17 protein-coding genes are annotated in these 21384 nt (G+C 39.2%); 8 read left to right on the top strand and 9 right to left on the bottom strand.

Features of this window, described 5'->3' with window-relative positions; translation table 11 throughout:
- The first annotated feature begins 200 nt into the window (after positions 1-200).
- The 3 genes from JWP71_RS11820 (at position 201) to JWP71_RS11830 (ending at position 2015) form a co-directional block, all read left to right on the top strand.
- Positions 201-746, top strand: coding sequence for a peroxiredoxin (locus JWP71_RS11820; protein ID WP_299500095.1), 546 nt, complete (start codon positions 201-203; stop codon positions 744-746).
- Positions 747-798: 52 nt separating this feature from the next.
- Positions 799-1383, top strand: a complete 585-nt coding sequence (locus JWP71_RS11825) for a carboxymuconolactone decarboxylase family protein (RefSeq protein WP_299500098.1) — start codon at positions 799-801, stop codon at positions 1381-1383.
- Positions 1384-1550: 167 nt separating this feature from the next.
- Positions 1551-2015, top strand: a complete 465-nt coding sequence (locus JWP71_RS11830; RefSeq protein ID WP_299500101.1) for a response regulator — start codon at positions 1551-1553, stop codon at positions 2013-2015.
- A 4-nt stretch (positions 2016-2019) separates the two neighbouring features.
- Here the strand turns inward: JWP71_RS11830 and JWP71_RS11835 are convergent, their stop codons facing one another.
- From JWP71_RS11835 to JWP71_RS11855, 5 genes are all read right to left on the bottom strand, one after another.
- A complete protein-coding gene (locus tag JWP71_RS11835) occupies positions 2020-2442 on the bottom strand; it encodes a response regulator (protein WP_299500104.1) in 423 nt (140 codons plus the stop codon).
- A gap of 7 nt (positions 2443-2449) precedes the next feature.
- Positions 2450-3535, bottom strand: a complete 1086-nt coding sequence (locus JWP71_RS11840; RefSeq protein ID WP_299500106.1) for a hybrid sensor histidine kinase/response regulator — start codon at positions 3533-3535, stop codon at positions 2450-2452.
- 66 nt (positions 3536-3601) lie between these two features.
- Positions 3602-5719, bottom strand: a complete 2118-nt coding sequence (locus JWP71_RS11845) for a 7TM diverse intracellular signaling domain-containing protein (protein ID WP_299500109.1) — start codon at positions 5717-5719, stop codon at positions 3602-3604.
- 12 nt (positions 5720-5731) lie between these two features.
- Positions 5732-6496 carry a methyltransferase domain-containing protein gene (locus tag JWP71_RS11850; RefSeq protein WP_299500111.1) on the bottom strand — a complete coding sequence of 255 codons (765 nt, stop codon included), beginning with the start codon at positions 6494-6496 and terminating at the stop codon, positions 5732-5734.
- A 48-nt stretch (positions 6497-6544) separates the two neighbouring features.
- Positions 6545-7354 (bottom strand): hypothetical protein, encoded by an 810-nt coding sequence (locus JWP71_RS11855; protein WP_299500113.1) that lies wholly within the window; start codon positions 7352-7354, stop codon positions 6545-6547.
- Between the two features lie 396 nt (positions 7355-7750).
- Between JWP71_RS11855 and JWP71_RS11860 the strand changes: the two genes are divergently transcribed.
- On the top strand, positions 7751-8863 hold the full coding sequence (locus tag JWP71_RS11860; RefSeq protein ID WP_299500115.1) for a hypothetical protein: 1113 nt from the start codon (positions 7751-7753) through the stop codon (positions 8861-8863).
- Here JWP71_RS11860 and cobA read toward each other — a convergent pair.
- From cobA to JWP71_RS11875, 3 genes are all read right to left on the bottom strand, one after another.
- A complete protein-coding gene (gene cobA / locus JWP71_RS11865; RefSeq protein ID WP_299500117.1) occupies positions 8860-9588 on the bottom strand; it encodes a uroporphyrinogen-III C-methyltransferase in 729 nt (242 codons plus the stop codon). The genes JWP71_RS11860 and cobA overlap by 4 nt on opposite strands.
- A gap of 130 nt (positions 9589-9718) precedes the next feature.
- Positions 9719-10411 carry a Crp/Fnr family transcriptional regulator gene (locus tag JWP71_RS11870; RefSeq protein ID WP_299500119.1) on the bottom strand — a complete coding sequence of 231 codons (693 nt, stop codon included), beginning with the start codon at positions 10409-10411 and terminating at the stop codon, positions 9719-9721.
- 331 nt (positions 10412-10742) lie between these two features.
- Complete coding sequence (locus JWP71_RS11875) at positions 10743-13355, bottom strand: hypothetical protein (RefSeq protein WP_299500121.1); 2613 nt, start codon at positions 13353-13355, stop codon at positions 10743-10745.
- 166 nt (positions 13356-13521) lie between these two features.
- Between JWP71_RS11875 and JWP71_RS11880 the strand changes: the two genes are divergently transcribed.
- Positions 13522-13713, top strand: a complete 192-nt coding sequence (locus tag JWP71_RS11880; RefSeq protein ID WP_299500130.1) for a cold-shock protein — start codon at positions 13522-13524, stop codon at positions 13711-13713.
- 168 nt (positions 13714-13881) lie between these two features.
- Entirely contained in the window at positions 13882-14247 is a 366-nt protein-coding gene (locus JWP71_RS11885; RefSeq protein WP_299500123.1) for a response regulator, read from the top strand.
- A gap of 74 nt (positions 14248-14321) precedes the next feature.
- On the opposite strand, the gene JWP71_RS11890 is transcribed toward JWP71_RS11885, so the two are convergent.
- Positions 14322-17261, bottom strand: a complete 2940-nt coding sequence (locus tag JWP71_RS11890) for an outer membrane beta-barrel protein (protein ID WP_299500125.1) — start codon at positions 17259-17261, stop codon at positions 14322-14324.
- 291 nt (positions 17262-17552) lie between these two features.
- Between JWP71_RS11890 and JWP71_RS11895 the strand changes: the two genes are divergently transcribed.
- Positions 17553-18269, top strand: coding sequence for a pyridoxine 5'-phosphate synthase (locus JWP71_RS11895; protein ID WP_299500126.1), 717 nt, complete (start codon positions 17553-17555; stop codon positions 18267-18269).
- Between the two features lie 196 nt (positions 18270-18465).
- The gene (gcvP, locus tag JWP71_RS11900; RefSeq protein ID WP_299500128.1) at positions 18466-21375 is read left to right on the top strand and encodes an aminomethyl-transferring glycine dehydrogenase; all 2910 of its coding nucleotides are present in this window, start codon (positions 18466-18468) and stop codon (positions 21373-21375) included.
- Positions 21376-21384 lie beyond the last annotated feature (9 nt).

The following is a 21384-nucleotide window of genomic DNA, read 5'->3' on the forward strand; positions in this document are numbered from 1 at the left end:
GAGGTGGTTTGTAACAGGATGGATATACAGCCCGGCAGCTAAATTTGTTATTGCCGAAAAGAAAAAATATCGTGTTATTTAAAAATACTATACATTCATTCAAACGGTATAGATATAAACTATAAGCTATTTAAAATTGAAATGAGTTGAAGTGATAAAATGGATTATATTTGCAAGAAATTTAAAAAAACACATTATATATGATTACTATAGGAGAGAAATTCCCCGGGTTTTCCAAAACAGCAGTTGTTAGTTTAGAAAAAGGAAAAGAGTTTGAAACATTAACTTCTGATTATTTGGTTAACGATGATAACGTTTGGACTGTAATGTTTTGGTGGCCAAAAGATTTTACTTTTGTTTGCCCTACAGAGATTGCCGAATTCAATAAAAACTATGGTGAATTCCGTGATCGCGAAACCCGCTTAATTGGTGCTTCTACCGATTCGGAATTTGTACACGCCGCCTGGAGAACACATCATGATGATCTGCGCGACTTGAAATTTCCGATGCTGGCTGATACTTCAAAATCATTAGCCGAAGAATTAGGTATTTTAGAGCCTACCGAAAAAATTGCTTACCGTGCCACTTTTATTATTGACCCTACCGGCGTTGTGCGTTGGGTATGTGTTAATGACCTAAGCGTTGGCCGTAACGTAAAAGAAGTTTTACGCGTACTGGATGGTTTACAAACCGACGAGCTTTGCCCATGTAACTGGGAAAAGGGCCAGGAAACGCTAACCGTTTAAAATTTAAAGGATCCCCAATAAAACGGGGATTTTTTTATTAATTATAATTACCATGAGCGAAAGCACAGAAACTATAACCGAATTATTGCAAAGTATAGGTATTGATACAGCTTACCGTACCGCCAGCCTTTCTTTACTTGAAAAAGGCGATTCGCGCTATTTACGCGATTTAAAATTAAATTTTACAAGCACCCTAACTTCTGAGCATTTGAGCACTAAAGAATGTGCCTTATTGGGCCTTAGTGTAGCGGTTAATAATAATAACAACCCGTTAATAGCTTTTTATACCAAATATGCTACAGAGCAAGGCGCTAATGATGCAGAGATAGCCGAGGCTGCCGCCTGCGCGTCGTTATTGGCATCAAATAATATATTTTATCGTTTCAGGCATTTTACTCAGAAAGAAAAATACAGCCAAATACCTGCGCGTATACGTATGCAGATAATGATGAAACCGGTAACCGGCAAAGAATTTTTTGAATTAATGAGCCTGACCATATCAGCGGTGAATGGCTGCGAAATGTGCGTTAATGCGCACGAAGACTCCTTAATTAAATTGAATACTACTGAAGAACGTATATTCGATGCTATAAGGATAGCATCATTAGTAACCTCGGCAGGCGCAATTATAAACTAATTTACATACTTGTTTAAGGCATTTACCTGAATAAGTTGTAGAATAATTATTTTTACAGTAATTTGTAATTAATTAGATCAATGCCAGTCTGAACAAATAAAGTTTAACCGGTGTTGATCTGTTTTAATTGCAGACCACAGGTTAAATGGATATCAACTATTATCTTCATGGCCGATAAAAAAATAACAGTACTTTACGTGGATGATGAAGAGAACAACCTGTTTTCTTTTAAAGCCACCTTTCGCATAAAATATAATATTCTTACTGCTATAAGTGGTGACGCGGCGCTTAAATTGATGGAGGAAAAGCCGGTAGAAATTATTATTACCGACCAGCGCATGCCGGCAATGACAGGGGTAGAATTTTTAGAAAAAGTAATTGAAAAATTTCCGGATCCGATTCGGATACTGCTTACCGGATATGCAGATATGGGTGCAGTAGTTGATGCCGTTAATAAAGGCAAAATATTCCATTACCTTACCAAACCCTGGAATGAAGAGGAGCTGGACATGACCATAGACCGCGCTTACGATGCCTATTTGGTGAAGATGAAATTAAAAGAAGAGAATGAAAAGCTGGGCACGTCTAACGATCAGCTTGAATTTTTGTTAAGGCAAAAGCTTCTTTCTTAAAATCTTATTCGGGTAATTGTATATTAAGTTCTGTACAAACCTTATTTAATAGCACAGATAGCGCGTCGGCAGTTATTGGCTTGGTTAACCAGGTTTTGAATGATCCATGCGATTTGATGCGATTAATATCAGATACCTCTCTTGATGAAGTAAGCGCCACTATATAATATTTATCCTGTATATCCGGATGAAGTTTCTCAAACTCATCAATAAACTGGAAGCCATTCATAATGGGCATGTAAATATCCAGGAAAATCAGGACAACTTTTGTACTTGCATCATCCCGCTCTTCAGTTATATGTTCAAGCGCAAGGGTAGCATCCATAAAGCTTTTTACACGGGCCGTTTTATGCTTGTTAGTAATCACTCTTTTTGCTATAAAGTGATCAAGATCGGTATCATCAATAACTATAAATGATAATTCCATGCGCTTTTTATTTAGTAGGAAGGGTTACCTTAAAAGTGGTGCCCTTGTCTAAAATTGAATTAACTTCTATCTGTCCGTTCAACTTCAGCAAAGCACTTTTTACATTATATAATCCAAAACCAGAGCCTGCATCCTGAGAGCTGGCACGATAAAACAAGTTAAATATCTCACCAATATGATTACCTAAAATACCAATACCTGTATCCTTTACCTGTATAATAGCCACGCCTTTACGTACATCAATTATTAACTCAACCTCTTTAACGCTATTATGTTTGTTTTGATATTTAAACGCGTTTGATAAAAGGTTATTTAATATAAGCTTTAATGGTGCCGCATCATTGCGGAAAGACTCATGCTGGTTAATGCTTATTTTAAAATTAATATTTGAAGTATCGGCAAAAGCTGTATAGATATGCTTAAATTCATCAATCAGGCTATTAAAATCAATATCGCTTATCTGTAATTCGCCACGCTGCAGGCTATAATAATCATGCATACTCAGGATGTAGGTATCCAGTTTTTTAAGGGATTTTTCCATCAGGAAAAGCATCTCTTTCATTTCGGCGATATCATACATTTCGCGGGCCACATTTATTGCCCCTAAAACGCCGGATAGCGGCCCCCTTATGTCATGGCTAACACTATAAGCAAATTTATCCAGCTCACTATATGCTTTTTGCAGCTCATCGTTTTTTATAGAAAGCATTGAATTTGCCAGATAAAATTTATTCGCCTCCTCAATAGCCGAAATTATCTCTGCTTCATCCCATGGCTTCTTAACAAACCTAAAAATATTACCTCGGTTTATTGAATCAATTACAGCCTCTATATCGGTATAACCGGTTAATAATATCCGCATCGGGAGCGGGAAGGTGGTGCGTATCTCTTCAAAAAACTCAACGCCTGTTCTAAGCGGCATTCGTTGATCGCAGAATATCACCCTAATGTCCGGGTGATTTACCAGGTGCTCAATAGCTCCCGGAATGTTTATCGAAGTAAACACCTGGTAATCAAGCCTGAATGAGGCTTTAAAACCGGTGAGATTATCCTTCTCATCGTCAATATACAATATCTTAATTTTGTCTGCCATTGTTATGAAGATTTTGTGCAGTATTTGTACAGTGGATTTAATTAGTTTTAATCAGGCGGGCGCAGTTTACGATAACTGCGCAAGTTTTGTGTCAAAAACAACCGGTATTTTTAAAACAAACTCAGTTTCCTTATTTAATTCAGATTTGACCGTTATTTGCCCGTTGTGTTTTTTAATGGTATTATAAGCAATGCTCATCCCCAGGCCGGTGCCTTCTCCAACCTCTTTAGTAGTAAAAAATGGTTCAAATATTTTCTTTATGGTTTGCTCATTCATGCCTATACCATTATCTGCTATTTTAATGACAACGTTTTCACCATCATAATCTGTACTTATCTTTATTTCGCCGCCTTCTTTATCACCAAATCTTTTATTAATAGCATATATGGCATTTGATATAATATTTAAAAATACCTGGTTAAGTTTGCCGGCATAGCTTTCAACCAATGGCAGGTCACTGTATTCTTTAATTACTTTTATTTTATCATTTAGCAGGTTATTGGCAACAACCATAGTTGATTCAAGCCCTTCGTTAATATCGGCCCTTTTCAGATCATCTTCATCCAGGCGCGAAAATATCTTAAGGCCCTTCACAATTTCGGCGGTGCGCGACGCGCCCTCGTATATTCCTTTTATCAGATGTTTCACCTCGTCTACCAGGTAATCAAAATCCAGTTCTTCTTTATACTCTTCTATCTGCTTTTTCTTATCAGCCGGTGACGCGTCAGACATGCTTACAGCTTCGATAGTTGTCATTGCTTCCAATATCATCTCCACATCGCGTTTTAATGGGTTAATGTTGGAGGTTACAAAGTTGATAGGGTTATTGATTTCATGCGCTATACCCGCGGTTAACTGACCCAACGATGCCATTTTCTCTGACTCGACCAATTGCGATTGCGCTTGCTTTAGGTCCTCCAGTGATTCATTTAGTTCATACGTGCGTTCATTTACCTTTAATTCCAGGATCACGTTTTGTTCGCGAATGATACGTTCATTTTCTTTAGCGATGTTTAGCGCCTCGGCCTGCGAAGCATCTTTTTCTCTTTTCAGGATATTTATTCTATCAGCCAAGCCAAATGATAACAGGCCCATTTCAATTGCCGATGCAAATTGCATAGAATAACTGGTGAACGTATTATATGGCAGTATGCCATAATCTTTCATTAAAAAAACAATTGCCCCGGTTAAAAGTATGGACCAGGCTATAAAAAAATATTTAGCCGGCGCCGATCCTTTTATCATTATCATGAATGATACAGACAACACACCAATAGTTAGCAAGGTAGTACTGGCCTGCATTATTTGGAAACCAGCCATTCCTTTACCTATACATACCAGGAGTATGGCAACAGAAAATATACCTATGAGCAGTGTAAGTGCAATATCAGACTTGGGTGCTGCTTTTTTTGTGCCCAAAAACTTTTTGGTGAACATTAAGGCCGCGATACTGCTCACACAGGCAAACAGCACAACACTTTTAAGTTCGAAAACGGAATTGGCGGGCCACAAGTATTGAAACGTATAGCCCTTTATCCCTATTTGGGTAAAACCTACAAATAATACATATATAACATAATACAGGTAACTGCTATCCCTTACAGAAAAGAAGATAAACAAGTTATATAATACCATAATTAAAACCACACCCAGATAAATACCTATGATTAAATTCTCTAAACTGAGGTTTTGCCAAAGACTTTCGGGTTGATTTATAGTGATTGGCAGGATGATCTGCTCGGTACTTTTTACCCGTAAATAATAGGTTTGAGTTTGGCCCTTACTAAGGTCAAGGTTAAAAATATAATTTGGGTATTGATACGGGCGTTTATTAAAATCAACAACTTCGCCTAATAACAATGACTTACCATTTGATGTATAAAGCTCAACCTCATCTAATATAGGGTAGGCAACTTCCAATAATAATTTATTATCGCTTTTATTGGTAACAGTAAAGCGGAACCACACACTATTGACAGAGAACCCCATGTTGGGCACATCTTTATTACCCGCAATAAAATGAGTTGATTTAACTGCTTCGGCAAAGTTTATTTCTTTTCCGGGCTGCAGTGTTTCAAGGTTTTTACCTAATGATATTCTCCCGTTGTTATTTTTAACTATAAGCTCGCCCTTACTTTGAAGACTTGTAAAAATAAAAACCAGGATGTAAAGCCATTTAACCATTATTAATATGCTTTATTTTATAGATGATACAATGACAACGTTTATCGAACAGACAAAATAGTTTTTGGTATCGGCTTCATGCATTGCGTTTATAAAGATTTCTTTTTCTTGTTGATTGATAAAGCCTTCGGTTTCTGCCTCATCAATCATTCGCTCAATCCAAAGGTATTCATTAGCTTCTTTAAGTGTGCGAATAATAAATGGGAATATTTCTATTTTAATATCCTTAAAACCGGCACTATCCATATAAGCGGTTAGTTTTTTGGCAGCTATGCCATTATTTATTTTTTTATCAGTTAAAAAGCTGATGATCTTTTTTTCGATGGGCAAATATTCATTGTAAAAAGTAAGGCTTGCCCAGTCTGTTTCAATTATAGCCAGTGGGTGCCCCCGCTTAAGCACCCGGCGCATTTCAAGCATCGTATTTTCAGGCTCTTTTAAATGCTGAATCAAACGCTCGGCCCGTAAACCGGCTATAGTTTCGGTTTCAAAAGGAATAGTGCTTGCTTCTGACTGCAAAAACTGAACATTTGCCTGATCGCTGTAAGATGATCTTCCTTTATTTAGCATAGTTTCATCATGGTCAATGCCAACAATGGTAACCTTATCGCCCAGTAATTTACCTAAATTACTTACATCCATGCCTGTACCGCAGCCCAGATCAATAACCGTACCTTCACTTATATTGGTAAAAGGGTTATATGAATACTCTTTTAATGTTTTTAAAAACCTGCCTGTTTCTTCCAGGTAATCAATATTATAATGTTTACTTGACATATCGTTTTTACGTATTTTATACTATTGGGCGTGTAATAGACGCCTTGCTCATAATATATTAAGTGGGCTATCCTCTATTTCCTTAGTCATATGTGTTTTATTAAACTCTATTATTGTTTGCTTTAAATCCCATTTTTCCAAGTTAGGTATCTTTATTTCGTAATGTATTACTATGGTTTTTTTTCGCAACTGTTCTGTGCGTATAATATTTAGCTCGTTTCGTAACTTAACTATAGCAGCACGCTCTTCATCATTGGCGCTACTTAGGGTATCAACATCCTGCAATATCATTGATGTTGCCAATAAATCTAATTTGGGATAATAAAATGTGCCCTCATTACCAATGCTGGTTTCAATATTATAGCCTACCATTTTTGCCATATTTACGGTGTACGGGGCACATAAGGCAAAGAGCGATTGCAGCCCTATTTGTGACGAAATTGCAACCGCGGCCCTGGTTAAAAATATACTTCCAATGCCATAGCCCGCTATTTCTCTCGAGTTCCACAAGCCACATATTTCGCCTGTACCGTGTCGGGCGTATTCCCAAACCATAGGATAAATAGCAGGGTCAAGCTTTCCGGTTGCCTGTTCTATAGGTAAGGCCTCTGTTCCACCGGCTACGTGTACACGTGTGCCGCCGTATATTTTTTTTCCGTCTAATGATTCTACAATTATTACAAATACAGCGGGATTATATATCCATTCAATTTTTGAAGAGGTTACTTTTGTTACCCCGATGCTGGTTAAAACATAAGTATGCCCCTCTATAAACAGCGCGCAAGTATCCGGTTCATCAATGGCTCTAAATGCCCTGAGTCTAACTTCTGGAATCTCTTTATTTAAACTATCATCCATTGTTATTACTAATATATAAGCATATCAATAGTACTACTATTAAAAAGGTAAGCCTTAAAACGATAAAATGATCAGCTATATTTCAGTATAAACCCTTTAAAATTAAACTGGGAAGACAATCAATTTTAAAGCAATTTGCCTGTAAGGATAATTACGGAAATCTACCAATAAATTTTATTAAAAAAGCATGAGCTAAATGTAACATTTAAATAAAAAAACAGCCATCAAAATTTATGCATATATTGAATTATCATGGCAGATTTAAGTATTACTTAATAAATATTATTACGTGTTAAAAATATTATTAAATAATTTTTTAATTTTGTATTATACAGTTAGGCAGCAAATTAACGTTATTGCCTATAGTATTAAGGTACAGTTAGCCTATAAACAAGAATGAAAAAAAGCTACTCAACTCCTATTCTAATTTTATTAGGCTTATTTTTTATAACGCTTTCTGTTTCCTGTAAAAAGGATAACACTGTACCACCTGCAAATACTATATCAGATCCGGTCAATTTTGCTAAGCTTGGCTTATATGAGCAAATTGGTGGCAGTACAAGGCGAATATTTATTGCTATTTCACAAATTGGCAGCCAGCCATTAGCAAGTCCTTACGGTTTAGTTTTTGATACCGGATCTACCGGAATGACTATTGACGCCAATGGGATATTACCCGCATCAATGATCACTGCAAATGGTTTAATAGTAGCCGGCGATTCTGTAAACGTAAACGGTATTACGGTTACATCGCAACAAGCTCTAATTACCTACGGTGGTGTTGATGGCTCTGTGCAGGAATATGGCAACCTGGCTTATGCTACTGTACAGCTTGGTGATGGCCATGGCAGTATAACCACCCCACGCATACCTTTTTTTATATACTATAAAATTGTTAATACAACTACGGGCAAACCATTAGCGGCCCACTCTGCTGATGTTTTTGGTGTGGGGCCGGGTGTTAGCTATACCAGCCGGCTAATAGGGAGCCCGTTAAGTTACTTTAAGCTTGGTGCTAATATTACCAATGGCTTCAGGTTGGCTGTGTTACCCTCATCTGGGTTTAATACGACGGCTACTTATGTACCCGATCTGTTATATATAGGATTAACCCCTAAGGATTTGAGTGGGTCAAACTTTATTATGCATACCCTTAGTTATAATGCAATAAGCGGCTATTTGCCAAATATCACATCTACAGTAACCTATGGTGGCACCAGCACTTCGGCCAGCATATTGTTTGATACCGGCACCCCCACAACAAGTATTATTGAAAATAGCGCCGCTACCGCTAATGTTGCAAACTTACCTATTAACACGGTGGTAAGCTTTACAACCAGCCAGGGCTTTAATTATCAATACACGGTAACCAGCACGGCTAATGCTACCGAGGTTGAAAATCCATCATACTCGCTCGATACAAGAACCATATTTAGTATTGATTTCTTTTTAAATAACGAATATCTGTTAGACTATACCAATCACCGTATCGGTTTAAAAAATAATTAACCAGGCAGATTAACCACTTGCCCAATAATAATTATTGATGGAAAAGTAAGCTGCTTGCTTTCGGCCATATTCACCAAATCTTTAACCAACCCTTTAACTGATTTTTGATGCGGTAATGACGCATGCTGAATAATTGCCGCGGGAATACGGCCATTACCGGCTTCGGTATAGGTTGTTGCTATGGTGGCCAGCTGTTTCATTCCCATATAAATTACAACCGTTGCATTGCTTTGCATAGCAAGTTTAAGATCGGCAGATAGGGTGCCATCTTTTTTGGTGCCGGTAATTATCCATACACCTTCGCTAATTGCGCGGTGCGTAAGCGGAATATCTTCAAACCCGGATGCCTGCATACTGGTAATGCCCGGTACAAAATGAGTTTTAATACCCTGTTCGCGGGCATACAGTATTTCTTCAAACCCCCTGCCAAATATAAATGGGTCGCCGCCTTTTAAACGCACCACTTTGCCTTTGGTAAAAGCAAAATGCTTTATCAATTCATGAATTTCTTCCTGCGGAGTATACTTACCATAGGGTTGTTTACCTACATATATATGTGTGCAATCTTTTGGTGTAATGTCTAATAATTGTTTGTTTGCCAGGTTATCATATAGCACCACGCTTGCACTTTGCAAAATTTTATAAGCCTTTACGGTTATCAGTTCCGGATCGCCGGGGCCTGCACCTACAATAAATAATTCGGGGATGATAACAGTATCCGGCATCGCATTGTGTTTGTAAGTGCAAATATAACCAATACACAGGAATGCAGGGAGCTCCAATGGAGCCAAAAACAAGGATTATTGTTGTTTGTGTTTATAGAACAGGTGAAAGAAGACAGGCTCCAATAGAAATCTAAGCGCCCTGTACCGTTAGCTTTAAAAGATTATCGTAATTAGCAATAGAGATGCTCTTGCCCGAAAGGGCAACTAATTTATCATGAACCAACTCATTAATTACGCGGAAAACGGTTTCGTAAGTTGCACCCGCAAAAGAGGCAAGGTCTTGCCTGCTCAGGTCAATATTTAAAAAACCCGAGTTTGTTAAGCCAAATTGATTTTTTAGGGTGATAAGCGCTTCTGCAACGCGACCCTTTACCGGCATGTGGGCAAGATTGCGCATTTTCTTTTCAGATTCGCGCAGCTCTTCGGCAAAAAATCTTAGTAGTTTGTAGGTAAAATCGCTATTTACTTTTAGTGTGGCCTCAAAAAACTCCATATCAATGTAACATACAATCCCATTCTCTAATGCCGTAGCCGATACCGGGTAAACAGCTACATCACCCAATCCGCGGTGACCTAATATAGAACCCTCTTTAGCAAAACGAACGATTAGTTCTTTATCGGCATCCCAACGTTTATGAATCTTTACATTCCCCGCATTTACAAAAAACACACCGGTTACCTGATCGCCTTCTTTAAATATCGTTTCGCCTTTTTTAACCTTAAATGTTTTTTTATGCTGCAAAACAGAAGGCAGCCATTCTTTTAAACAGTTTTTGGTTAAAAAGCAATTATCCGGATTGCACTCAATTTTTCCCTTTTTCATCAGTTAAGAATTAATGCAATATTAATTAAAAAATTAATGCCAAATGCGATTAAACTTATAAAAAACATAACATTTTTATAATTACTTTATTTTTAACACGCTATAAATCATAATTTGATTGATAAATATGTTCGAAATCTAAATTATATTCAATTTTTTCCAATTTTTTAATTGCGATTTTATGTTATACGTTAAAAATTGCTAAAAAGATTAAGTCATTTTCAAAAAAAAGCGTCTGTATTAAAAATTAATTGAATTTTTAATACAGACGCTTTAATAAATGTCGCTATTTTATTATAATAGCGACATTTAAGTGTTTGCAATGTTAAATTTATCTTAATAAATTAATAACTAAATAAGGGGTTTCTTTATTCAGATCAGGATATACTAGCCCTTTGTTATGATTATCAAACAATTCAATAAGGTACATTACATTCCATTTGGGGTTGATCTGATCGGCGGGGATGGTTGCCTGGTAAACATCCTTTTGTTCTGTTGGAAGCATTTGCAGGGTTTGGTAATCTTTGGTTTGATTTACCGCACGATAGCGCAAGCGCACCCATTTTAGCCCGGCAGTTGCGGTAGCTTTTACAGTAATGGTAATGGGTTTGCCAACCGGCGCGCTTAATACCGGCCTATGATTAACCGTAAAATATTTATTATTGTCGGCATCGGTAGCTACTTTGTAGTTTGGGGCCTGTTTTACCGGGCCGGTAGCTATAAAGTTTTTACGCTGATCCTGTAGCTTTATCAATCCTTTATTTAAAGCAATCAATTCGTCGCTCCAATGTCCCGAAAGGTTTTTACTGCCAATTAATATATTATCGGCATAAACATCGCCGGCGGCATAAACAATTTGCTGCCACGCGTTAATGGCATTTTGCTCGTGAGCTATTGCCGCGTCTAAAGCCGCTGCATCCTGCGTACGCAAAAACAAGCAGTAACTAACTGCGGCGCCCACCCTGCGCGAGTGATAAAGCGCCAGGTTTGATAACATTTTAAGATCAACCATAGTTGAGTTAAACTCTTTATTGTTTTTTGTACCGATTGTTTTTTCAGCCTCTTCAACTTTTTTATTAATATCTGCCGATAGGTGTGCCAGCCATGCGGCACTTGTTGAAGGCAGTGTTTTAGCGGTTTCTAAAGTGCCTAACAGCACCTGGGCCTCTTCATCAAAACTGGCAAATTGTTGTATGTCGCTCCCTTCTGCTTTGGCATATAACGGCAAATCGCCCAAGCGTTGCTTTTCGGGCCATGCACTTGTGGTAGGGAAAAAACTATACGGATAACAGGATGCAATAATACGCGGCAGTACCCAGCTTGCCTCATGCAAGGCAGATTCTACAATCGGCGCGGTTTTACTGCCAAATCTATGCTCAAATTCTTTATCCCATGTATCAGTTGGCGTTTTTGGGTTATAGCCTATCAGACCAAACATCTGGAAAAAGTTCCAGTAGCGTTCAAACTCATAATCATAATACTGGTACTGTGGTTTAAGCAAATCAAACGGCTTGGCATCATGTGCCTGCGCCTCCATTTTAGTAGCCAGGGGCTCATAAACTTCGTAAGCATCGCTATTATAAAAATGAGTGCTTTCTATAAAACGACGCGCATATTCCGGGTCGCCCCATAAAAACACGCGGTTGGTACCTCCGTTCCACAACTTCCATAACATTTTATATTGCTGCGGATAAGTTAGCATATCGGCATAGCCATGCCTGCGATTTTTTTGATCTTCGCGGTTAATATGCGTGGGGTTATATGGCAGCCCCATTTGTTCCATCCAAAACTTAGGCGCTACCCTGAATTTTATACCCATATTAATAGCAGCATGTATCAACGTATCGGTTAACCCCTTGGCATGAATATCTACCTGCAAATTTGGCGCGCTCTCTTTAACTGTTCGCAAAAAGTTTAAGCCAAACTCCAGCAATTCACTGTCTTTTAGGCCCCCTTCATTATTATCCTTAAATAATATGGCGTCAAGCTTAGGTATCACCTTAACAAATTTATCAAAGGCAGCTTTGGTATATTCTTTTAAATTACCGGCATCAAGCCCTCCAACCTGCCACGGCTGGGGCTGGCCCTCTTTGTAAGCAAAATTCGGATTACCGCCCGCCTGCACACCGCCCTTATAAATATGATCCCATATACCTAACCGCACGCTTATGCCACGGTCATGCGCCATATCTATTATATGGTTCATGGTGGCCAGGTTGCGCTGCTGCTGTTCGGGCGTAATGTCTGCCATCTTTACATCAGGGAAACCATCAACATTAAAAAAGTAAGGGTAGCAAGGTGCCAGAAAGCCGCCATTTTCATAACCGAACATGATCTCGAGCATATTGAACCTGTTCTTTGCCATCATATCAAGGTAACGCGTCCAATACGCATCATTATAAAAATGGCTTTCCCAATAGGCACGGTTCATGGTGTACATGGATAGGCCGCGTTCTTTCATATCGGGTTTTTCGGTAATCTCTTTAACATATTGCATCGGGTTTACCTTGCCTGTACTCCAGCCAATGCGGTTAGCTACATCTAATAAGCCATACATCACACCTTTGTCGTCAAAACCACCAACTACCCAAACCGCTTTATCTTTTTTGATGATTTTGTGGATAGTTAAAGCCTCTGAAACCCGGGCAACTGTATAATTTTTAAGAAATTGCGCGGCTGCACCATTACCCGATGCAAGGCCTGTAATTATAATACACTTACCCTTTGCATTATTTACAGATAAAACCTGCTCAAAAGTTATATGCTTTGAATTCAATGCATCAATTAATTTAGCTAGACCATGGGTATAAGGAGCTCCCTTCGTTTTATCAACCACTAATGATACCTGCGGAACTACGGCAGCATAGCCCGGTAAATTGGCTGTCGAAATAAATAATACAGTAATTAAAATTGCACATTTGGCAAAATTTAGCAGGTTCTTCATTATAATATGGATAATAATTTGATTTATTGGTTAGCACTAATATAGGCTAATTGTGCAATCCCCATAGGTAATTAACTCAAAAGTTACATTGCAAAACATTAAGTGATAATCTTTTATCTTGTTTTAGAGAAATTTAAAACTATCTTTAGCACTTTAAATTAAAAATATAATGCAAGGAACAGTAAAATTTTTCAATGAAAGCAAAGGCTTCGGATTCATTGTACCAAGTGACGGTAGCAGCGAAGTTTTTGTACATGCCTCAGGCCTTATCGACAATATTCGTGAAAACGATAGTGTTACCTACGATGTAGAGCAAGGTAAAAAAGGGGTAAATGCGGTGAATGTAAAAGTAAGCTAACGCTATCATAAACAATCGTATCAAGCATCCGTCAAATGGCGGATGCTTTTTTATACCCTAATTTTATGAATTCTATCCACCAACCAGCCTATTATAATTTTTCATAAACAAAAACATTTGCTCATTGTTTACGGTTATATATGGCTTCACACTTTACCATTTTAGTACATGAATAACGATAAGCGAAAAATCATTATATTTGATGATGATGAAGACATCTTGTCCATCTGCAATTATATTTTAGAAGAACAAGGTTGGGAAGTACACACTTTTACTGATTGTAATGGTATTACTGATAGAGTGGCGGCTATTATGCCAGATGTTATTTTGATGGATAACTGGATACCTGATTCTGGCGGCATTATTGCTACACAAACCTTAAAAAAGGTAAATGATCTTAAAAACATCCCTGTTATTTACTTTTCGGCAAATAGCGATATTCAGTTATTGGCAGACCATGCCGGTGCTGAAACTTATCTGGCCAAACCCTTCGACTTGCAAGAGTTAGAGCGGGTTATAAACACAGTAATATAATTTATACACATAAAAAACAAAAGTCCTCATGCTGGTAATCGGCATGAGGACTTTTGTTTTTATATAGTATAGTATTATTCGCCGCCGCCATTACCACCATTACCGCCGCCGCCGTTACCACCACCGCCGCCGCCAAATCCACGGTTTCCACGTCCGCCGCCATCTCTTCCGTTGCCATTTTGTTGTGTTGGCGCCCGGCCCGCAAATTTTTGCAGGCGTAATGAGAAGGTTAGCATATAATAACGGCCGAGCCTGTTTGTATTGGTTTGTACAACACTGCTACCGGTACTGGTAGTTGAAAAGCCGGTATTTTGATTAAATAAATCAATCGTTGCTAATCTTACGGTTGCCCTGTTTTGTTTCAGGAACCTGCGCTCTAAATATACGTTCAGAATATTAGGGTTAGTTACATTAAGGCTGCTTGCATAACCATAGTTATATTGTTTGCTGTATTCATAGTCGAATGTCCAGTTGCCAAAATAGTTTTTACCGTTTAACGCGAAAGACAACCCCCTAATGTTTGTATTTTGATTAAATACCCCGCCCGACAAAGAATTATCTGTTTTAGCAATAGAGTACGTAGTAATTGCCTGTACATCAATAACATTTATTATGTCTACCCTGAAACGTGCATTAGGGCTAAGGGTAAGTGTTTTTGCAATATTTTTTAGCATTGGTCCGGAAACGTTATTGCTATCAACATTTGTTGCAAAAGCAGGGGCCACAGCATAACTGCCAGAAGCACCAAAAGACACGGTATATTTACGCTCTTCCCATGGTTTTGAGATAAATCCTTGTAAAGTAGCGCTGTAATAGCCATCGGTATTTAAATATTTGGTTAGGATAGTATTTTGATAACGTGACAGCCCTGGATTGGCCGACAACACCCCTTTAGTAAAGCTTGGATAAGTGATCTGGTTAGATGCAACATAATTATTAATTGATGAGTACATCGCATTAGCAAAGAATACGTTTCCTGATGCAATACCGAATGACTGGTACCTCATAGAGAAGTTATTTGTAAACTGCGGTTTCAGATCAGGGTTACCTTGTATTAAATATAACGCGTTAGAAAAGTCTGTAACGGGTTGTAACTGGCTAAAGGTAGGCTGGCTGCTTGATCCATTATAGTTAGCGCTAAATGATTCGTTACGAGAAAAGTTGTAAATATAACGGGCGGCTGGTATATAGTTAAATTGAGTAATGTGTGTGTGCAAACCGGTAGTCATTGATTGCCCGTCTAAAACAGAAGGCTGTACGCCCATACCTAAAGTATAGTTGTATTTAGCAGCAATTACACGGTAGTTTAAACCAGCTTTGTTAGTAGTAAACGTAAAATTGTAATTATTGCTTAACAAAGCATAATTATTAAAAGTATTACCTGCTGATAAGGTATCTGTTTCCTTATCATTCGAAGTATATGAATGGCTAAAAGTATAATTAAATTCCAGATATGATATTTTACCAATTGGCTCCAGGTAAGATAGGTTACCACCAACAGTTGTAGTAAGGTTATTTGTATTAATTACCTGGTTGGCCGGCACATTTGATACACCAACGGTATAAGTGTTTACCGGGTTATCGTATGAATTAGTTTGCGTAGTAAGTCCATTTAAATAAATGCTTAAGTTACGGCGGTTAGGAAACCTGTGGTTATACAAAACATTTACACCAAAACTTGGTGAACTTGAATGATTAACGTCAACTGTTGAGTACTTCTTTACTACCACACCACCAACTGTATAAAGTTCATTATCTAATGACGATGAATTGGTACCGGCATAAGTAAAGGTAGGTGTTATTTTAAGGTAGTTAATGGTGTCGGGCTTGTACTCAATATTAAAATTAAACCTGTGATTTACAGGGTTATCTTTTGATTGCTTATCAGAGTTACTTGCAGTACCCGCGCCGCTGTTGGTTGTTAAAGATGTTGTAGTGGTTAATGTTGAATTATCAGAGAAGCTATAACTGCCATACACAGAAGTATATTTCCCCCATTGATCGCGGTAGTTTGTGCCTATAGCATGTGCATTGGTAATACCATCTTTAGTGCTGGCTAAACCGTTGCCGCCTCTTTGGCCACCACGGCCGCCGCCGCCATTCCCGCCGCCGCCACCACCGTTATTTCCACCGCCAAAATTGAAGGTATTTGTATTGGTGTTATTAATATTGCCTAAAATGGTTATTTGCCTGTCGCCTTTAAAATTAAAAGCATTTACAGAGCCTATATAACGGTTGCTATTATTAACTCCCGGTGCTTTAGGTAAATAATCCTCCCCATCACCCGCGGTTGCCTGTAAAGAATAACCGTAGTTTTTATCGGCACGTATGGTAAAGTTTAATATTTTGTTGGGCTCGCCGGTTTTTACACCGGTTAAATTGGCCTGGTCACCGTAATCATCAATTATCTGTACGCTTTCTAATATATCAGCAGGTAAATTTTTTGTAGCAGCCTGTACGTCGCCCCCCATATAATCTTTACCATTAATACGTATTTTTGTTATCGTCTTCCCTTGCGTGGTAACATTACCGTTTACATCAACATCAACTCCCGGAAGCTTCTTTAATACATCTTCCACAGGCGCGTTTTCACGTACCGGATAAGCGGCAATTTTATAATCAACAGTATCCTCTGCAAATTTAACAGGGTTAACGCCAACAATTACAACCTCATTAAGCTGCTTGCTGTCGCTCTTTAGCATAATAGGTGCAATGTTTAATACCCGGGCAGTATCGGTAGGTAAAAAGCTAAAATGCTTTTTTATCCCTTTGTAGCCAAATGATGACAGGTATAAGGTGAATTTATTGCCTTTAATATTCGAGAATGAGAATTTGCCGTTCATGTCAGTCATCACAGTTGTACTGTCAACATCTGTTACTATTTTAACAGAACTACCCGGCAATGTTTGTTTTGTGGTATCAATCAGCGTTCCGTGTATCTCACGGCTTGTTTGTGAATAAGATTTACCGGTAAAAAGAAAAAGAAGAATTAAGGGAGTAAAAATATACTTCATAAGTTTATTATCGTCGAGTTATTTATAGATAAATATTAGGTTTAAAAGCAATTAGATGCAAAGGTTCAATTTATATTACAGTTAATATTTAATTTTAATACTATTGTTACATTATTAAGGGTGATATGTTTGATAATACTATAATTGTTACATTTATCAGCCTATAAATCAACTATATCTGCCTACAAATAGGCCATATTTTTAATACTTAACGCCAATAAATACGGATAAAATTGTTTACGCCGTTAATTAACTAATAATGATATTTGCCTTTTGTAAGCACATATAGCTATGACCCGATTATCTGTAAATATAAATAAGATAGCAACATTACGTAATTCGCGTGGTGGTAATAACCCCAACCTTATACAAGTGGCCAAAGATTGCGAAAGATTTGGCGCGCAGGGAATAACCGTGCACCCTCGCCCGGATGAAAGGCATATCCGCTATAATGATGTTTTCGAACTTAAAAAAACAGTAACTACCGAGTTTAATATAGAAGGCAACTGCCAGGAACAAAAATTTATCGACCTGGTGCTGGCCAACAAGCCCGAGCAGGTAACACTGGTGCCTGATGTTTTGGGGCAAATAACATCTAATCACGGCTGGGATACTATTAAGAACCAGCAATATTTAAAAGACATGATAGCGGTATTTAAAAACGCGGGCATACGCGTCTCTATTTTTGTTGACCCTGTTGTTGAAATGGTTGAAGCAGCAGCTACAACCGGAACTGACCGTATAGAATTATATACCGAGGCTTATGCCCACCAATATCTTAATGATAAAGAAGCGGCTATCGCGCCCTATATTAAAGCAGCCGAAGCTGCACAAAAAGCAGGGCTGGGCATAAACGCGGGCCATGATCTTGATTTAAACAACCTGAAATATTTTGCCGATAATATTCCGGCATTAGCAGAGGTGAGCATAGGCCATGCGCTGATAACCGATGCTTTATATTATGGGTTGGAGAATACTATACAAATGTATTTAAGGCAACTGGTTTAATTCCTCATTTCTAATTTGAGTTTTCGGCATACGAAAAATGCTTTTGCTTGCCAAAGGGCTCATTTTATTTCGCTTTTAACACCACTAAACAAATTTAATTTCCCATATGAAATTAAGGTTAGATAATTGTTTATCAATTGATAGTCAATAGGTAAAAATGTACCTTTGCCCCAACAAAATAACGGGATACTTTTTCATGACATTAAACACCGCTTACCAGGAAAAATTTGAGGGCAGGCATATAGCGCCTAATGCGGCAGATACCGCAGAGATGCTACAAGCCACCGGCGTTAAAACCTTAGATGAATTAATAGCGCAAACAGTACCGGCAAAGATAAGGCTGAAAAGCCCGTTAAATCTACCGGCAGCTAAAAGCGAATTTACTTACCTCAACGACCTAAAGCAAACTGCATCAAAAAACAAAGTTTACCGCAGCTACATTGGCCAGGGTTATTATGATGTGATTGTACCCGGTGTTATACAAAGAAATATTCTGGAAAACCCCGGATGGTATACACAATACACCCCATACCAGGCAGAGATAGCACAGGGTCGTTTACAGGCCTTGTTAAACTTCCAGACAATGGTTATTGATCTAACCGGGATGGAAATTGCCAACGCTTCTTTGTTAGACGAAGGCACTGCTGCTGCCGAGGCGATGTTTATGCAGTATAGCCTGCGTAAAAAAGAAGAAGCCAAGGTGTTCTTTGTATCAGAAGAAGTTTTCCCGCAAACAATAGATATTTTAAAAACCAGGGCAGAGCCTTATGGCATAACCCTGCAAATTGGCGACCACCGCACAGTTGAGTTAACTGATGATATGTTTGGTGCCATTGTACAATATCCTGCGGGTAACGGCGCTGTTTATAATTATGCCGACTTTGCAGCTAAAGGTCACGAAAAAGGCATTAAACTTACTGTAGTTGCCGATATTATGAGTTTAGTGCTCCTGACGCCGCCGGGCGAGTGGGGTGCTGATATTGTGGTTGGCTCTACCCAGCGCTTTGGGGTGCCAATGGGTTTTGGCGGACCGCATGCCGCTTTTTTTGCAACTAAAGAGGAATATAAGCGCTCATTACCGGGCCGTATAATTGGTGTCACTATTGATAGCGCGGGCAACTACGCTTTACGTATGGCGCTGCAAACCCGCGAGCAGCATATCCGCAGGGATAAAGCTACCTCTAACATTTGTACTGCGCAGGCATTGCTGGCTATTATGGCCGGTATGTATGCTGTTTATCACGGACCAAAAGGCTTAAAGCTGATTGCCGAAAGGATACATGGTTTAGCCATACTTACAGCCAAATGCTTAACACAATTAGGCTTTAAGCAATTAAATGAGGCTTACTTTGATACCTTAAAGTTTGATCTGGGCGAATTGGTTGGCCCTATCCACGGCGAAGCTTTAAATAATGAACTTAACCTGCATTACCAGGGCAGCGTGGTTACCCTCTCTATTGATGAAACTACATTGCCTGAAGATATAAAAACATTAATACGCCTGTTTGCCAAAGTAAAAGGCAAAACGTTGAATGATGTTAATTTTGATGAACTGAAGGCTGGTGTAACCACGGTTATTCCTGCCGATCTGCAACGTACATCGGCTTACTTGACACATGGTATTTTCAACACGCACCATTCAGAACATGAAATGTTGCGTTATATTAAATCGTTAGAGACCAAAGACCTTTCGCTTTGCCATTCCATGATCGCTTTAGGTTCATGTACCATGAAGCTAAATGCTACTACCGAAATGGTGCCCGTTACCTGGGCCGAGTTTAGCCGCATGCACCCTTTTGCTCCGGCCGACCAGGTAGGCGGCTACATGCAGCTATTTGATGAGCTGAACCGCTGGTTAAGCGAGATAACAGGCTTTGCGGCAATGAGCCTGCAACCAAACGCGGGTGCGCAGGGCGAATATGCCGGCCTGATGGTTATCCGCGCCTATCATCATGATCGTGGCGACCATCACCGTAATATTGTATTGATCCCATCATCGGCACATGGCACAAACCCTGCATCTGCAGCAATGGCGGGCATGAAAATTATTGTTGTAAAATGCGATGATAATGGCAATATTGATGTAGCCGATCTGAAAGCCAAGGCAGAGCAATATAAGGCTGAGCTTTCCTGCTTAATGGTAACCTATCCATCAACCCACGGCGTTTTCGAAGAATCAATTATTGATATCTGCCAGATAATTCATGATAACGGCGGACAGGTATATATGGACGGCGCTAACATGAACGCTCAGGTTGGCCTAACCAGTCCGGCCAATATTGGTGCCGATGTTTGCCATTTAAATCTGCATAAAACATTCTGCATACCGCATGGCGGTGGCGGTCCGGGTATGGGCCCTATCGGTGTAGCGAAACACCTGGTGCCTTATTTACCGGGACATGCCGTGGTTGATATTGACAATGGCAAGGCCATACACGCGGTATCAGCAGCGCCATGGGGTTCGGCATCTATATTGATCATATCACACGCTTACATCGCTATGATGGGGCCTGACGGCTTAACCAATGCTACCCGTTATGCTATATTGAATGCAAACTATATAAAAGCAAGATTAGAGAGCCATTACCCGGTATTATACACCGGCAACAACGGCCGTTGCGCGCACGAAATGATACTGGATTGCCGCTCGTTTAAAGCCTCGGGTATTGAGGTGGTTGATATAGCCAAACGTTTAATGGATTATGGTTTCCACGCGCCAACCGTATCGTTCCCGGTTGCGGGTACGGTAATGATTGAGCCGACAGAATCAGAACCAAAGCATGAGCTTGACCGTTTCTGCGATGCCATGATAGCTATCCGTAAAGAAATAGCAGCAGTTGAAAGCGGCGCGTCTGACAAAGCAGACAATCCGCTTAAAAACGCCCCGCATACCGTAACTGTTGTTACCGGTAACGATTGGGAGCATCCATACAGCCGCCAAAAAGCAGCGTTCCCACTGCCTTATGTGGCTGCTTATAAATTCTGGCCATCAGTAGGCCGGGTTAATGACACTTATGGCGACAGAACGCTGATATGCTCATGCCCGCCATTAACTGATTACGAGTTTGAAGAAAGTGAAGTAACAACGCCGGAATACGGAACATAATTGATGTGC

Source organism: Mucilaginibacter sp., assembly GCF_028287845.1.
Taxonomy (GTDB): domain Bacteria; phylum Bacteroidota; class Bacteroidia; order Sphingobacteriales; family Sphingobacteriaceae; genus Mucilaginibacter.

Coding starts and splice junctions, on each gene's coding strand:
- JWP71_RS11820 (WP_299500095.1), top strand. CDS start 201: ATGATTACTATAGGAGAGAAATTCCCCGGGTTTTCCAAAACAGCAGTT.
- JWP71_RS11825 (WP_299500098.1), top strand. CDS start 799: ATGAGCGAAAGCACAGAAACTATAACCGAATTATTGCAAAGTATAGGT.
- JWP71_RS11830 (WP_299500101.1), top strand. CDS start 1,551: ATGGCCGATAAAAAAATAACAGTACTTTACGTGGATGATGAAGAGAAC.
- JWP71_RS11835 (WP_299500104.1), bottom strand. CDS start 2,442: ATGGAATTATCATTTATAGTTATTGATGATACCGATCTTGATCACTTT.
- JWP71_RS11840 (WP_299500106.1), bottom strand. CDS start 3,535: ATGGCAGACAAAATTAAGATATTGTATATTGACGATGAGAAGGATAAT.
- JWP71_RS11845 (WP_299500109.1), bottom strand. CDS start 5,719: ATGGTTAAATGGCTTTACATCCTGGTTTTTATTTTTACAAGTCTTCAA.
- JWP71_RS11850 (WP_299500111.1), bottom strand. CDS start 6,496: ATGTCAAGTAAACATTATAATATTGATTACCTGGAAGAAACAGGCAGG.
- JWP71_RS11855 (WP_299500113.1), bottom strand. CDS start 7,354: ATGGATGATAGTTTAAATAAAGAGATTCCAGAAGTTAGACTCAGGGCA.
- JWP71_RS11860 (WP_299500115.1), top strand. CDS start 7,751: ATGAAAAAAAGCTACTCAACTCCTATTCTAATTTTATTAGGCTTATTT.
- cobA (WP_299500117.1), bottom strand. CDS start 9,588: ATGCCGGATACTGTTATCATCCCCGAATTATTTATTGTAGGTGCAGGC.
- JWP71_RS11870 (WP_299500119.1), bottom strand. CDS start 10,411: ATGAAAAAGGGAAAAATTGAGTGCAATCCGGATAATTGCTTTTTAACC.
- JWP71_RS11875 (WP_299500121.1), bottom strand. CDS start 13,355: ATGAAGAACCTGCTAAATTTTGCCAAATGTGCAATTTTAATTACTGTA.
- JWP71_RS11885 (WP_299500123.1), top strand. CDS start 13,882: ATGAATAACGATAAGCGAAAAATCATTATATTTGATGATGATGAAGAC.
- JWP71_RS11890 (WP_299500125.1), bottom strand. CDS start 17,261: ATGAAGTATATTTTTACTCCCTTAATTCTTCTTTTTCTTTTTACCGGT.
- JWP71_RS11895 (WP_299500126.1), top strand. CDS start 17,553: ATGACCCGATTATCTGTAAATATAAATAAGATAGCAACATTACGTAAT.
- gcvP (WP_299500128.1), top strand. CDS start 18,466: ATGACATTAAACACCGCTTACCAGGAAAAATTTGAGGGCAGGCATATA.